The 14277-nt window shown below is 67.5% G+C and carries 17 protein-coding genes; 5 read left to right on the top strand and 12 right to left on the bottom strand.

Annotated elements, in window-relative coordinates; translation table 11 throughout:
* Positions 1-519 precede the first annotated feature (519 nt).
* Positions 520-1323: a PaaI family thioesterase gene (locus ACAG24_RS01645; RefSeq protein WP_370470960.1), complete on the top strand. Its 804-nt coding sequence runs from the start codon at positions 520-522 to the stop codon at positions 1321-1323.
* A gap of 84 nt (positions 1324-1407) precedes the next feature.
* Here the strand turns inward: ACAG24_RS01645 and ACAG24_RS01640 are convergent, their stop codons facing one another.
* From ACAG24_RS01640 to ACAG24_RS01610, 7 genes are all read right to left on the bottom strand, one after another.
* Positions 1408-1953: a Dps family protein gene (locus tag ACAG24_RS01640; RefSeq protein WP_370470959.1), complete on the bottom strand. Its 546-nt coding sequence runs from the start codon at positions 1951-1953 to the stop codon at positions 1408-1410.
* A 79-nt stretch (positions 1954-2032) separates the two neighbouring features.
* Entirely contained in the window at positions 2033-2944 is a 912-nt protein-coding gene (locus ACAG24_RS01635; protein ID WP_370470958.1) for a DNA-3-methyladenine glycosylase family protein, read from the bottom strand.
* A gap of 9 nt (positions 2945-2953) precedes the next feature.
* A complete protein-coding gene (locus ACAG24_RS01630; RefSeq protein WP_370470957.1) occupies positions 2954-3328 on the bottom strand; it encodes a DUF427 domain-containing protein in 375 nt (124 codons plus the stop codon).
* Positions 3329-3363: 35 nt separating this feature from the next.
* Complete coding sequence (locus tag ACAG24_RS01625; RefSeq protein ID WP_370470956.1) at positions 3364-4746, bottom strand: NAD(P)/FAD-dependent oxidoreductase; 1383 nt, start codon at positions 4744-4746, stop codon at positions 3364-3366.
* Between the two features lie 59 nt (positions 4747-4805).
* The gene (locus ACAG24_RS01620) at positions 4806-5849 is read right to left on the bottom strand and encodes an NAD-dependent epimerase/dehydratase family protein (RefSeq protein ID WP_370470955.1); all 1044 of its coding nucleotides are present in this window, start codon (positions 5847-5849) and stop codon (positions 4806-4808) included.
* Entirely contained in the window at positions 5846-6352 is a 507-nt protein-coding gene (locus ACAG24_RS01615) for a nuclear transport factor 2 family protein (protein ID WP_370470954.1), read from the bottom strand. The genes ACAG24_RS01620 and ACAG24_RS01615 overlap by 4 nt, the downstream gene beginning before the upstream one ends.
* Before the next feature lie 55 nt (positions 6353-6407).
* Positions 6408-6821 carry a hypothetical protein gene (locus tag ACAG24_RS01610; protein WP_370470953.1) on the bottom strand — a complete coding sequence of 138 codons (414 nt, stop codon included), beginning with the start codon at positions 6819-6821 and terminating at the stop codon, positions 6408-6410.
* 70 nt (positions 6822-6891) lie between these two features.
* Between ACAG24_RS01610 and msrB the strand changes: the two genes are divergently transcribed.
* A complete protein-coding gene (gene msrB, locus ACAG24_RS01605; protein WP_370470952.1) occupies positions 6892-7368 on the top strand; it encodes a peptide-methionine (R)-S-oxide reductase MsrB in 477 nt (158 codons plus the stop codon).
* The gene (gene msrA, locus ACAG24_RS01600) at positions 7365-7874 is read left to right on the top strand and encodes a peptide-methionine (S)-S-oxide reductase MsrA (RefSeq protein ID WP_370470951.1); all 510 of its coding nucleotides are present in this window, start codon (positions 7365-7367) and stop codon (positions 7872-7874) included. The genes msrB and msrA overlap by 4 nt, the downstream gene beginning before the upstream one ends.
* Before the next feature lies 1 nt (position 7875).
* Here the strand turns inward: msrA and ACAG24_RS01595 are convergent, their stop codons facing one another.
* Positions 7876-9213, bottom strand: a complete 1338-nt coding sequence (locus tag ACAG24_RS01595) for a cytochrome P450 (protein ID WP_370470950.1) — start codon at positions 9211-9213, stop codon at positions 7876-7878.
* 56 nt (positions 9214-9269) lie between these two features.
* Between ACAG24_RS01595 and ACAG24_RS01590 the strand changes: the two genes are divergently transcribed.
* Positions 9270-9863 (top strand): TetR/AcrR family transcriptional regulator, encoded by a 594-nt coding sequence (locus ACAG24_RS01590; protein ID WP_370470949.1) that lies wholly within the window; start codon positions 9270-9272, stop codon positions 9861-9863.
* A 5-nt stretch (positions 9864-9868) separates the two neighbouring features.
* Here the strand turns inward: ACAG24_RS01590 and ACAG24_RS01585 are convergent, their stop codons facing one another.
* Positions 9869-10438 (bottom strand): TetR/AcrR family transcriptional regulator, encoded by a 570-nt coding sequence (locus ACAG24_RS01585; RefSeq protein WP_370470948.1) that lies wholly within the window; start codon positions 10436-10438, stop codon positions 9869-9871.
* A 74-nt stretch (positions 10439-10512) separates the two neighbouring features.
* On the opposite strand from ACAG24_RS01585, the gene ACAG24_RS01580 reads away from it, so the two are divergent.
* On the top strand, positions 10513-11181 hold the full coding sequence (locus ACAG24_RS01580; protein ID WP_370470947.1) for a class I SAM-dependent methyltransferase: 669 nt from the start codon (positions 10513-10515) through the stop codon (positions 11179-11181).
* On the opposite strand, the gene mmpH is transcribed toward ACAG24_RS01580, so the two are convergent.
* From mmpH to manT, 3 genes are read right to left on the bottom strand one after another with little or no spacing between them, the layout of a single operon-like run.
* On the bottom strand, positions 11178-12242 hold the full coding sequence (gene mmpH / locus ACAG24_RS01575; protein WP_370470946.1) for an MMP endo-(1,4)-3-O-methyl-alpha-D-mannosidase: 1065 nt from the start codon (positions 12240-12242) through the stop codon (positions 11178-11180). The genes ACAG24_RS01580 and mmpH overlap by 4 nt on opposite strands.
* A complete protein-coding gene (locus ACAG24_RS01570) occupies positions 12235-12960 on the bottom strand; it encodes a class I SAM-dependent methyltransferase (protein WP_370470945.1) in 726 nt (241 codons plus the stop codon). Before ACAG24_RS01570 ends, mmpH begins: the two co-directional genes overlap by 8 nt.
* Positions 12954-14189, bottom strand: coding sequence for an MMP alpha-(1->4)-mannosyltransferase (gene manT, locus ACAG24_RS01565; RefSeq protein WP_370470944.1), 1236 nt, complete (start codon positions 14187-14189; stop codon positions 12954-12956). Before manT ends, ACAG24_RS01570 begins: the two co-directional genes overlap by 7 nt.
* Positions 14190-14277: the final 88 nt, after the last annotated feature.

Here is a 14277-nt window from a genome sequence, read left to right as displayed (position 1 = left end):
TGGCAACCGTTGCCGAGAGTGTTAGCCGGTCTGGCGGTGGAGGGCCCTTCGTGCAGCACTGAACGACGGCCCTTTTTCCACGCGCCACAAGTGGACAAAACGATATGACAAAAGGCCCCTGACATGCCAACTTAGCCCTACCTAACAAAGTTCGCCGAGTGGCCGGCGGCCGCAAACGGCGGCAAGCTGCATAACGAGTGAATAACGTTGCCGTTGGCCGGTTTTCAGCTACAACCGGCTTGCACCTCACCGATGAGGGATACGTCACACCTGTGCGCCGCCGTCGCTAATAGTTTGCTGGTAGCGGCATAGATCGAGTTGTAGTGCAAGGACGACGCCATATCACTTTGCGCAAAGCCTTTCCGGATTCTTAAGAAACGGTCCTGGAAGCCGTCGATGCGGCCGCGGTGACGTCATGGAACGGCCGTCTCAACGTAAGTGGCTGCAAGCCAACACTTTTGCCCGCCCCGGTGGGGTCCGCGCATCGCGGCCGCACCCCCCGCATGGCAGGCTGCAGGTGTGCCGTACCCGTTGAATACGCCGCTGGGCCGCTTCGGAATCGAGACCCCTGAGGAGGGCCTCGACCGCTGCGTGGCGACCATCCCTGCCGCCGGACTGCTCAATCCGCTGACCGGCCACCCGTCCATCGCGCCCCTGGCCATGCTCGTCGATCACACCGGCGGCCTGATCAACCACGCGCGCAGGGGCGCGCAGGAGTGGACCGTGTCCAGCGAACTGTCGCTCGAGGTGGTGCCGGAGGCCGCCGAGGTCATCGCCGCCGCCGCGGACGAGCCCGTCCTGGCAATTGCGCATCCGCTGGGACGCAAGGGGCGAGCCGCGCTGGGGTTGTGTGAACTGAGTGTCGGTGCCGAGGTCATCGCCACGGCGACCGTGCGTTCGTTCTACATCACCGTCCCCGCGTCGCTCGCACCGTGGCCGGAGGGGCCGGGAGGCTCCCTGCCCGGTACGCGCCTCGATGAGTTGATGGCCGTCGGGGTCGGCGAAACCGGTGGTGCCGCAGCAGTTTTGGTCCAACGGGATGATCCGGTGCTGAACAACAGCGTCGGGGCCGTTCACGGCGGGGTGTCCGCGATGGGACTGGAGTTGGTGGGCTCGGCGGTCCTGAACCGGGACACGGGCGCCGAGCCGTACCGCACTGCGTCCCTACGGGTGAATTACCTGCGCCCCTTCCACGGAGGCGCGGACGCGCACTACCGGGCGAAACCGATCCACACCGGACGCAGCAGCGGGGTCGCCGAAGCCGAGGCTGTCGGCAGCGACGGTCGGACCGCGCTGCTCGCCCGCGTCACGGCCTATCGCTGAAAACCGCCGGGGAGCGCGCCGACCACCCGGTGTGGGACGACGCGCTCCCCGGCGGCAGCACAGGTCTACTGCGGGGGAGGCGGGTCAGGCCTCCTTGGCCTTCGATGCGGCCGCCTTCTCCGACGTCGCACCCTCGTTGACGAGCTCGCCACCGGAATTCTCCAGGTGGGCGCGCACGAACCACTGGAACTTCTCCAGCTCCGCGGCGTGACCGATCAACATGTCCTCGGAGACCGGATCGAGTTCACCGAGACGCTCGATGCTCTTGCGCGTGTCCTCGATCACGCCGACGTACACCAGGTCCAGTGCGGCAAGGTGGGCCTGCACGGTGTCGCGGTTCACGGAGTAGTCATCCCACGTGCGGTCGTTCTGGATCGCACCCGGGGTACCGAGCGGGGACTGTCCCAGCGCGGCGATGCGCTCGGCGGCCTCGTCGGCGTACCCGCGCACCAGATCGACCTGCGGGTCGATCATCTCGTGCACGCCGATGAAGTTGGGGCCCACGACATTCCAGTGCACATGCTTGAGTGTCAGGTGCAGGTCGTTGTATCTGCTGAGCGCCTTCTGCAGCAGCTCGGCGACTTCGGCTCCCTGCTTGTCGGAAAGGCCGGGAACGGTGAACGCAGTCATTGCTAGCTCCTTCGCACGATCGACTGTCCCGCGACGTGTACCCGGGTGGATAGACAGGTAATCACCCGTGACGTCGAGGTCACAGATCGGCGAGGTTAGGTATGGAAAGCCTTGGCCCGAAACGCGGATTGACCGTCATCCCACTGACTTCCAGCAACCGTACGGCTCGGTGCCGATGGGGCCGAAGTGGTTCGAGCAGCTCGACCATCGCGGGGTCGTCGATCGGGTGGCCCAGCAGGGTCCAGCCCACGATCTTGGCCAGATGGTAGTCACCGACCGAGAGCGCATCGGCGTCCCCGAATGCGCGCTGAGCCACCTCCGCGGCCGTCCAGATCCCGACGCCGGGCAGCGACATCAATGCCGCGCGCGCCGACTCCGGCGATCGGTCGACCAGGCGTTCCAGCGAATCTGCGCGCTGGGCGCAGCCGATGATCGTGCGCGCCCGTCCGGGGTCGACGTTGGCGAGGTGGAATTCCCACGACGGGACACGACGCCAGGCGTCGGCTGTGGGGAAGATCCGCAGGTTGACGGGCGTCGGCCCGGGCGCCGGGGCCCCATACTTGCTGACCAGCTTCCGCCATGCGCGCCGGGCGTCCTTGCCGACCACCCGTTGTTCGAGGATTGCGGGCACCAACGCCTCCAGCACCCGCCCGGTCCGTCCCAGCCGCAGGTGCGGAGACTTCTGCAGGGCCTTGGCCACCGTCGGATCCTCGGGGGCGAAGCCGGAGGCGTCGTCCTCGGCACCGAGCTGGGCGGGCAGCGTCTCGGTGAACTCGACGGCGCCGGGACCCCAGGCCTCGCATTCGACGGTGCCCACGGCGCCGCGGGTGATGCGCGCGGTGACGGGCCCGGTACGCATCAGGCTGGTCCGCCAGATCGAGCCGTCGGCGGCGTCGTGATAGCAGGGGTCGGCCCGGCCCCTGCGCAGCGGCGACAACGTCCACCCCGGGCTCGCCGGCCCGGCGAACACGACGCTGGCCGTACTGCGCATCACGCCAGCCTAGGTGCCCACTACGACATCGGCCTTGTCCGGATAGAACGCGACGTGGCCGGCGATCTGCGCGACGGCCGGGTACGGCTGCCGGTACGTCCAGATCGCGTCGCTGACGGTGTCCTCGTCGACGACGACGTCGAAATACGAGGCGTCACCCTTGTACGGGCAGTACGTCTCGGTGTCGCTGGGCCGGAGCAGTTCGGCGGCCACATCGTCCATCGGAACATAGTGCACCGCAGGGTAACTGGATTCCTGCAGGGTCAGTGCGGCGTCTGTTTCAGCAACGACTTCGCCGCGCACGCGCACGACGACGTGCTTGCCGGTCGGGGTCACGGTGATCGGGTGCGATGCCGTGGGCTCAAGGATGTGGCGTTCGGTCATGACACCATTCAACGCCGGATGCGCGTAACGCGTTCCTAGTGCGGACGGCCTGCGATCTTGTCCGCGATGACGGCGATCGGCGAGGTCCTCTTCGTCCCGCGTGCCTCGTGCCAGTCCGCAGCCTTGTAGGCCAGGTACATCCCCCGGACGCCGATCCAGCGCAGCGGTTCGGGTTCCCAGGTCTTCGATTCGTGGCCCACCCAGGGCAACCGGGTCAGGTCGGACTCGCGCTTGAGCACCAGATCGGTCAGGGTGCGTCCCGCGAGGTTGGTCGCGGTCACACCGTGTCCGACGTATCCGCCGGCCCAGCCGAGCCCGGTCGCCTGATCGAAGTCGACGGTCGCCTCCCAGTCACGCGGCACGGCGAGCACCCCGCACCATCCGTGTGCGATCGGCACGCCGGACACCTGCGGCAGGATGCTGTGCAAGGTGGCGGTCAGGTTCTTGATGGTGCGGCCCGGCACCCGGCCGTCCCGGTCGATGCGTGAGCCGTAACGGTAGGGCACGCTGCGCCCGCCGATCGCGATGCGGTTGTCGACGGTGCGCTGCGCGTAGAAGAAGCCGTGTGCGGTGTCGCCCAGGGTTTCCCGGCCCTCCCAGCCGATGCGGTCCCAGACCTCAACGGGGAGAGGCTCTGTCGCGATCATCGAGCTGTTCATCGGCAACCACCGGCGCTTGAGGCCCGGCAGGGTCGCGGTGAAACCCTCGGTGGCCCGCAGCACCACGGGGGCGCTCACGGTGCCCCACGGCGTCCTCGCCATGCCTGCCGCGATCTCGGTGACCGGGGTGCGTTCGTAGATGACGACGCCCAGACGGTCGACGGCGTCGGCCAAGCCGCGGGCCAGCTGTGCCGGCTGTATACGCGCGCAGTGCGGATTGTAATAGGCCGCCACCATACCGTCGAGCTGAATACGCTGTGACGCAGCGTCTTTGGTGAGCCACTCGACGCCGTCGACCTGCCACGCGCGCTCGGCCTGCATGGCTGAGGCGAGCCGCTTGGCCTGGGCGGCGTTGCGTGCGACCTCCAGCGTGCCACCCTTGACGATGCCCGCGTCGATGCCTTCCGTCGCGGCCACGTCGATCACTTCGTCGACGGCGTCGTTGAGTGCCTGCTGCCAGGCCACCACGCCGTCGCGGCCGTACTGACGTGCCATGCGCTCACGGTCGCCGGGAACCAGCCCGGAGAGCCAACCGCCGTTGCGGCCGGAGGCCCCGTACCCGGCGAAGCGCGCTTCGAGCACCACGATGCGCAGCGACGGGTCGGCCCGCTTGAGGTAGTACGCCGTCCACAGACCGGTGTAGCCCGCGCCGACGATGCAGACGTCGGCGTCGCGGCTGCCCGGTAGCGGTCCGCGGCTGATCGGCAATCCGTCGAACCAGTGGGACACGTGGCCGTTGACAGGCGATCGAGTGAGCACCCGTCGAGCCTAGCCGCAGGCGTAGCGGTCGAACTGCGGTCAGGACGAGCCCGGCGACGCTAGCTCGTGCGGGCCTTCTTGGCGCCGCGTAGCCCGACCCAGAATTGCGCGGCGTCGCGGATGGATTCCTCGACGGGTCTTGGCTGCCAACCGAGTTCGCGCTTGGCCTTCTCGCAGTCCACGGGTGCTTCGGCACGCATCAGGCGCAGCGAGCCCAGCGACAGCCGTTCGTCGGTGCCTGTGAGTCTTGCCTTGGCGCTCCCCAGGCCGGCCATCGCGTAGGACAGCGCGAGCGGGATCTTCTTCGTCGGCGCCGGAACTCCGGCTGCTTCGGCCGCGATTCGGACCACCTCGGCGTTGGAGATCATCCGCTCCGAGATCAGGTAGCGCTCCCCCGCCCGGCCTTTCTCCGCTGCGAGGATCAGCGCACGGGCCGCATCCTCGATGCCCACGGCTTCGAGTTCGATACCGCTCATCACGAACGGCAGCTTGCCGAACGCCGCGCCCGCGATGATCGCGCCGTGCGGGGTGCGGCCCCAGTCCCGGCCGCCGTAGGTCGTCGAGACACACATCGCGACTGCGGGCAGGCCGCGGTCGCGTGCGTACTGCAACACCAGGTTCTCCGCCTGAACACGCGATCGGACGTACGGTGTGAGCCCGCGATCGACGATGACGTCGGCCTCGGTGGCCACCCGTCCGCGCTGACGCCCGACGGTGACGTAGCTGCTGGTGAACACGAACTTCTTCAAGCCGGTGGCCACTTCGGGCTCGACCGCGATGTCGAGGACGTTGCGGGTGCCCTCGACGTTGGTGCGGAACAGCGGCGCCGGGTCGCGCAGCCATCCGCGGGTGTCGACGACGCAGTAGTAGACGACCTCGCAGCCGGTCATCGCCTCCCGGAGGACGTCGTCGTCCCAGATGTCGCCGAGGTACCGCGTGACCTCCAGGTCGTCGATGCCGATCGTGTTGGCACCTTTGCGCACCATCACCCGCACGTCTCGCCCCTCGGAGACGAGTTGGCGGGTGACGTGGCTGCCGAGGTAGCCGTTGGCGCCGATGACGAGAACCGGGGCGAGCGGAGCGACGGGAGATGAATCCGTCATCGCTGGGGCCCGTACTTGGTCATCCATTCGGCGGCCTCGTCGGGCAGGGTTCCGAGCTCGCTGGCTTTCCTGCACCACTTCACGGTTGCCGAGACGAACCGCAGCGGGTTGTAGATGTCCTCCTGCCGGCGCCACTTTCCGTCGCCGGCGTAGGTGACGATCGAGATGTTGGTGGCGCTGATGATCGTGCCGTCTCCGGGGTCGCGCATCGGGTTGTCGAGCTCGCAGATGATGCGCCCGGTGTCCTCGTCGATGACGCTCCACAGCGACGGGAACGACGTCATGTAGCTGCCGGGGAACGTCTCCATGGTCCGCCAGATCCAGGGGCGCACCTCGTCGCGCCCGCGCATCGTCCCTGCGGCGTGCTCGATATAGAGAATGTCGTCGCTGTACTGGTCAACCCAGGGATCCCAGTCGCGGGTCCGGGCCGCGCGATCAACTGTCTTCTCGAATTCGGCGAACGCCTCGGCCAGCTCGTCGCGCGTGAAAGTGTTGCCCGTCACAGCACAAAATAGAACACGTTCTACCGTGCGTTGTCGAGGGCGGGCCGGCCGTGGGTCAGGTCGCGCTGAGAACCTGACGATCTCCAAGCGGGTTGTTCAGCGGCACATCCAGGCCACCCGACAGCGCGATCATGATGCACGCCCGGTCGACGGCAGCGGGCAGAGTGCCGGTGCGCAGATCGACGATGACCTGCTCGGCGGTCTCCGACACCGTCGCCGTCACGCCGTAGCACTCCGGCGTCCCGATCGTGAAGTGCAGGCGCACCCCGGTATCGCCGGGAAGGCGGCTCCACGCCTGTGGACGTGTCGGGTAGGCGTTCACGATCGCGGGATCGTCGAGGAACACCGACACCGGGCCGCCCGGCGGTGTCTCGGGTATCGGCATCGGGTCGGGCCCCTGGGCGGAGGCCGGAACGGCACCCGTGACGAGTGCGACGATGACAGCGATCACGACGGCGCAGACCCGCATGCCGAAAAGCCTAGCGGCGGCGGGGTGGCCTGCGGATTAAACGCCCGCTCCGCGGGGTTATACGAGCGCTATGACTGCGCTTTACAACAAGAATCCCGCCGCTGTGAACGCCCTGTCTCCCGAGCAGTACCGCGTCACTCAGGAGAACGGCACCGAGCGGCCCTTCACCGGCGAGTACTGGGACAATCACGAGCCGGGCATCTACGTGGACGTCGTCTCGGGTGAGCCGTTGTTCGCCTCGGTCGACAAGTTCGAGAGCGGTTCGGGGTGGCCCAGCTTCACCCGCCCGATCGAGGCTGAGAACGTGCTGGAGAAGCGCGACTTCTCGCATCTGATGATCCGTACCGAGGTGCGGTCGTCACACGGGGACAGCCACCTCGGCCACGTCTTCACAGACGGTCCACGCGATCAGGGCGGACTGCGTTACTGCATCAACTCCGCCGCGCTGCGCTTCGTCCACCTCGACGACCTCGAGGCCCAGGGCTACGGCCAGTACCGTGGGTTGTTCAGTGCTTCTGACAAAGCCACCGATGAGGAGCAAGCGTGAGCGACTACAAGCGAGCGGTCCTGGCAGGCGGATGCTTCTGGGGCATGCAGGATCTGATCCGCAAGCAGCCCGGTGTCGTGTCCACCCGGGTGGGTTACACCGGCGGTCAGAACGACCACCCGACCTACCGCAACCACCCCGGCCACGCCGAGGCGATCGAGATCGTCTACGACCCGGCGAAGACCGACTACCGGGCGCTGCTGGAGTTCTTCTTCCAGATCCACGATCCGACGACGAAGAACCGGCAGGGCAACGACGTCGGGACCAGCTACCGCTCGGAGATCTTCTACGTCGACGACGAACAGCGTCAGGTGGCGCTGGACACCATCGCCGACGTCGACGCCTCGGGGCTGTGGCCCGGCAAGGTCGTCACCGAAGTCAGTCCGGCACCGGACTTCTGGGAGGCCGAGCCCGAGCACCAGGATTACCTGGAGCGCTACCCCAGCGGGTACACGTGCCACTTCCCGCGCGCGGGATGGAAGCTGCCGAAGCGCGCTGGAGTCTGATTCACGGCTCCGCCGTGGGCCGCCGGCGCATGATGACACGACCGCCGTCGGCGGGGGTGTAGGCCACTCCTCGGGAGTGCATCTTCTCCCCCGGCGCGGTGGTCGTTTCGATTGTGAAGTGCCGCAGCACCGTTCGCAGCACCACATCCATTTCCACGTTGGCGAACGCCGCGCCGACGCAGCGGCGGGTGCCGCCGCCGAACGGGATGTGCGAGAAGTTGGTGGGGCGCTGACCGACGAAGCGCTGCGGGTCGAAACGCTCGGGATCGGCGAACTCCTCCACCCGCTGATGCACCTGATTGATCGCGACGACGATCGAATAGCCCTGCGGGATAACCCAATCGCCGAGCTCGAAGGTGGGCGCGTACACGTGGCGGCCCGCGAAGTCGATGACGGTGCGGGACCGCTGGATCTCCAGGATGGTTGCCTGCCGGTATTCGTTGCCGTCGGTGTCGGCTTCGGCCACCAGCTCCGCCAGCACCTCGGGGTGCCGGCTGATCCGCTCGAACGCCCAGCCCAATGTCGCGCCGGTGGTTTCGTGGCCCGCGGCCAGCAGGGTGAGGAGTTCGTCGCCGATGTCCTGCCGCGACATCGTCGACCCGTCTTCGTAGGTGCTGCGCAGCAGCAGTGCCAGGACGTCGTCGCGATTTTCGAAGTTCGGGTCGGCCTGGACGGAATCGATGAGCCGGCCGATCACTTCGTCGTAGCGGCGCCGGTAGGTCGCCAACCGGCCCCACGGGCTGAAGCGGCCGTAGGTCCGTTGCGGCGTGGGCAGCACCGCCAACCGCGACCCGAGGGTCACCCACGGCGGGATGATCCGCCGGAGCTCATCGAGATGCGCACCGTCGGCGCCGAACACCGCCCGCAGGATCGAATTGAGCGTGATCCGCATCATCGGTTCGAGAGTTTCGAAGGGCCGGCCCTCGGGCCAGCTCGCCGTCTCGCGCAGCGTCTCCTCTTCGAAGATCCGCTCGTAGTTCTTGATGCTCTTGCCGTGGAACGGTGGCGTCAGGAGCTTGCGCCTACGGCGGTGGTCGGTCCCGTCGAGTGCGAACACCGAACCGGGGCCCAGAACGCGCGACAGGTTCGGTTGGATGTTGCCGACGTCGTCGGTGTTCGCCATGAACAACTGCTTGGCCAGCGCCGGGTCGGCGACCATGATGGTCCGGCCGAAGACGGGCAGCCTCATCGCGAAGATGTCTCCGTGCCGTCGCGCGATCTGGTTGACGGTCCACTTGCGCGACACCGAGAAGCCGATCGCCTGCAGCGCTCGCGGAATGCGCGGCGCGGGTGGCAGCCGGACCTCCGACTGTTTGGTACTGCTGTGTACCGCTGTCATGTCGGGTACGGTACCGGTTGGTACCAGCGGGACGCAAGGGTTGGGAAAAGGTTTCGATGACGACGGCTCAGACGGCGGTTTCGGCCTCCACGACGGCTGACCGCCTGCTCGACGGCCTTGCCTCCTCGATCGCTGACCGCGGTTACCGCGAGACCACCGTCGCCGACGTCGTGCGGCAGGCCAGAACCTCCAAGCGGACTTTCTACGAACAGTTCGCCAGCAAGGAGGCGTGCCTGATCGAGCTGTTGCGCAGGAACAACGCCGACCTGATCGCCAGCATCAACGCCACCGTGGACGCCGACGCCGACTGGCAGGCTCAGATTCGTCAGGCCGTGGGGGCCTACGTCGACCACATCGGTGCCCGGCCGGCGATCACGCTGTGCTGGATCCGCGAGGCGCCGGCTCTGGGCGCGGTGGCACGCCCCCTGCACCGCCGGGTCATGCGCGACCTCACCGACATGCTTGTCGCGCTGACCAGCAGTGACGGCTTCCGTCGCGCCGGGCTCGACCCGATCGCACCCTCGATCGCGCTGATCCTGCTCGGCGGATTACGCGAGCTGACAGCACTTTTCGTCGAAGACGGCCGCGACATCCACGGCATCGCCGAGCCGGCGGTCACCGCCGCGACCGCCCTGCTCGGTCCTCACTGACGGCCTCAGCCGAGCATCAACCGCGCCGCCTTCTCCAGCTTGGCCGCGATCTCCTGATAGGACGAGTAGCCCATGCCCGCGCGGACGAGGGCACCCGAATAGAGCATCTCGAGCGCGTCGATGACCCCGGGATCGGTGTCGGGTCCGAGCGCCTTGGACAGCCGGTCGCGGATGTCGCGTCCGATGCGCTGACGCAACACCTCGACGTCGGGGTCCCTGCCCAGCAGGGCGGTGGTCACCGCACCGGCGAATTCGGGCTCGTCGGCGACGAGAAGAGAGATGTGCGCGAGCACCTCTGTCACCCGGGTCGCCTGATCGCCCGACTCGTGCTCGACACACGGCGAGGCCGTCAGTCGCCGCCAGAAGACCTCGGCGACCAGGTGCTCCTTCGACGAGAAGTACGTGTAGGCGGTGGCGGCTCCGACACCGGCCTCCGCGGCCACCCGCCGCACCGTGAGGCCCGCGAAGCCGTCCCGTCTGAGCAGGTCGAGAGCCGCGCGGCCGAGCCGGTCCACGGTGTCGGCCTGCCGGGCCGTCAGTCGCCGCCGAGTCGACTCCAGGGTCGGATCGGACACATGTCCGGACGCTACTACACCTGTTGGGGAACCACTAGGGTCCGTGACGGCCCAGCAACGGTAAGTTGGGCGCGATGGACGACACCCAGACTGCGCTTCCGCCGGCGGCCGCGACCCTGTTCGAACTCGCCGAGCGGGTGACCGGTTTCATGCCCGTCGACGAGGGGCGCACCCTGTACGACACCGCCGTGCGCTACCTCGCCGACGGCGTGGGCGTCGAGATCGGGACCTACTGCGGCAAGTCGACGGTCATGCTCGGCGCCGCCGCCCAGCAGACCGGCGGCCTGGTCTACACCGTCGATCACCATCACGGCTCCGAGGAGCATCAGGCCGGGTGGGAGTACCACGATTCGTCGATGGTCGATCCGGTGACCGGACTGTTCGACACCCTGCCCACCATGCGCCACACTCTGGACGCCGCGCAGCTCGACGATCACGTCGTCGCCATCGTCGGACGTTCGCCGGTAGTGGCCCGGGGATGGCGAACTCCGTTGCGGCTCTTGTTCATCGACGGTGGCCACACCGAGGAGGCGGCCAACCGCGACTTCGACGGCTGGGCCCGCTGGGTGGATGTCGGCGGCGCGCTGGTGATCCACGACGTCTTCCCCGATCCTGCCGACGGGGGTCAGGCCCCGTACCTGATCTACCGGCGCGCGCTGGACACCGGCGCGTTCCGAGAAGTCCTCGCGACGGGTTCCATGCGCGTCCTCGAGCGTGTGTCGGGCCGGGCGGGCGAGCTCTAGCGATCGCTGGTCGCGCACTCGCAGTCGTAGTCGCCCTCAAGGCCTCTCGGCAACTCCGCGCCGCGGAAGATGCCGCTTCCCGGGGTGGTTCCCGACAATGCGTCGGCAGCCAGGATCACAGCTCCGCCCGTCCACGTCGTTCGCTCGACGGGCCAGCGCTTGCCGTCGTCGTAGACCAGGCCGGTCCAGTACGACCCGTCCTCCTCGCGCAGGTGGTGCATCGCCGCGAACTGCTCATGGGCCCGGGCCCGCTGGCCCAGCGCATCCAAAGCCATGACCAGCTCGCAGGTTTCGGCCCCGGTGACCCATGGACGGTCGTCGACGCACCGGATTCCCAGGCCGGGAACGACGAAGTCGTCCCAGCGCTCGTCGATGCGTGCGTGCGCTTGCGACCCGCGCAGCGCCCCGCCCAGAATCGGGTAGTACCACTCCATCGCCCAGCGGTCCTTGGTGACGAACGCGTCGGGGTGGTGGGCGATCGCATGTCCGAGCCTGCCCACCGCGACCTCCCACTCGGGCCGCGGATCGTCGACGAGGTCGGCCAGCGCCAGGGCGCACCGGATGCTGTGGTGAATGCTCGCGCATCCCGTCAGCAACGCCTCGTCGGCGTCGCCGCCCGCACCGCGCGCCCATGCGATTTCGCCTGTGCTGGACTGTAGTTCGAGAACGAAGTCGATGGCCCTGGCCACCACCGGCCACATCGTCAGCGCGAACTGGCGATCACCGGTGACGAGCACGTGGTGCCAGACGCCGGTCGCGATGTAGGCGCAGAAGTTGGTGTCGCTGTTGGCGTCCTCGACAACCCCGTCACGGAGCTGGATGGGCCAGGTGCCGTCGGGACGCTGCGTGGCGCGCGACCATTCGAACGCGGCACGGGCGGGTTCGAGAAGACCCGCCGCGGTCAGCGCCATGGCGCTCTCGACGTGGTCCCACGGATCTGTGTGACCGCCCACCGACCACGGAATCGCGCCGCTCGACTCTTGCGTCGCGGCAATGGATTCGGCTGTCTGCCGGCATTGCGCCGGCGTGAACACGCCCGGCACGCCGGGAATGTCAGGCATCGGCAGCAGGCGGCTTTCTGAAATAGAGCGCGACGCTCTTGCCGATCAGCGGGTTGAGCGCAGCTTCGGCGGTGCGCGTCAGCCACGGCCGGCTCATCATGTCCCACACCAGCAGCTTGTGATACGCGGTCACCGCCGGGTGGCTGTTCTTCTCCGTTCCCACAGCACATTTGAGCCACCAGTACGGCGAGTGCAGAGCATGGGCATGGTGGGTGTGGGTCAGGGTCAGACCGTGCGCGAGCACCTTGTCGCGCAGTTCGTCGGCGCGGTAGATGCGGATGTGGCCGCCCTCGTTAGCGTGGTATTCGTCAGAGAGCACCCAGCAGATCTTCTCGGGCAGCCAGCGGGGCACGGTGATGGCCAGCGAACCACCGGGTTTGAGCACGCGGACGAGCTCCGAGATCGCCTTGTCGTCGGCGGGAACGTGCTCCAGGATCTCTGAGGCGATGACGCAGTCGAAGGTGCCGTCGGCGTACGGGAGGTCGAGGGCATCGCCCTTGACGGCCTCACCTTTGGCCGATGCGGGCACCTCGCCCTGTTCCTTCATCGCCTGCAGGATCTCGTCGACGTCGTTGAGATCCGAGACGCTCTGGTCGAATCCGATGACATCGGCACCGCGCCGGAACGCCTCGAACGTATGGCGACCGGCGCCGCACCCGACGTCGATCACCTTCGTCCCGGCGCCGACGCCGAGCAGGTCGTAGTCCACGGTCAGCATGTCGCGACCCTCTCACAGGCCCTCTCGTACACCGCGACGGTCTGCGCGGCGACAGATTCCCAACTGAACACTTCGAGCGCACGGCGCCTGCCGTTGTCGCCCAATCTGCGTAATTCCCTTGGCGAGTCCAGCAATTCGCCCAGGACGGCGGTCAGCTCTGCCACATCGGCCGGCTTGACCAGTCGGGCACACTCGCCGTCGGATCCGACGACCTCCGGAAGCGCGCCGGCTCGGCTCGCCACGATCGGGGTGCCGCTGGCCATGGCTTCCACCGCGGGCAGCGAGAATCCTTCGTAAAGCGAAGGGATGCAAGCGACTTCAGCCGACGACAAAAGCTCGGCCAACTCGGAGTCCGACAGGCCGCTCGAGCTGTGCACGATGTCGGAGATGCCGAGCTCGGCGATCAGTTTCTCGGTCGGCCCATTGGGCTCGAGCTTGGCCACGAGTTGCAGTTCGAGGTCACGCTCGACACGCAGTCGCGCGACAGCGTGCAACAGATGGCTCACACCCTTGAGCGGTACGTCGGCGCTGGCGATCGCGATGATGCGGTTGCGCACCCGCGGCTGCGACGGCTCGAACAACTGGGTGTCGACGCCGAGCGGCACGACGTGCAGCTGGTCGGGACTGACTCCGAAATCGTCGGCGATGTCGGCGGCCGATGTCGACGACACGGTCACCAGCTCGGGAATCTGGCGCGCGACGTCCTTCTGCATCTCGGCAAACCCGTACCACCGCCGCACCAGAGGTTTGCGCCACCATTTGGCCGCGGCGACCTCGAGCACCCGGTCACGGGTGATCGGGTGGTGCACCGTGGCCACCACCGGCATCCCCGACGCTGCGATCTCCAGCAGGCCGCTGCCGAGGCACTGGTTGTCGTGGACGACGTCGAACTCGCCGCGGCGGGCTGCGAGTAAACGCGCGGCCCGCATGCTGAACGTCTTGGGCTCCGGGAAGCCCGCCGTCCAGGTCGTCAGGAGTTCTTCCAGATCGATGCTCGTCTTGATCTCACTGGGCCGCGGGATGCGGAACGGGTCCGGCTCGCGGTAGAGGTCGAGACTTGGCACCTCCGTCAGGCGCACCCGGGGATCCAGAATCTCGGGGTAGGGCTGACCGGAGAAGACCTCGACGTCGTGCCCGAGTTCGACAAGCCCGCGGCTCAAATGCCGGACGTAGACGCCTTGACCACCGCAGTGGGTCTTGCTTCGGTACGACAGCAACGCGATGCGCATAGTCAGCTCACAAATCCCGGAGAGCGGCCCTGAGCTGGCCGAATTGTGTGGAGCAAGAAATCCGAACCCTCCTGGACATGTGTCCAGA

This window comes from Mycobacterium bulgaricum (assembly GCF_041287165.2).
GTDB lineage: Bacteria > Actinomycetota > Actinomycetes > Mycobacteriales > Mycobacteriaceae > Mycobacterium > Mycobacterium bulgaricum.
This window is presented reverse-complemented; position numbering and strand designations above follow the sequence as displayed.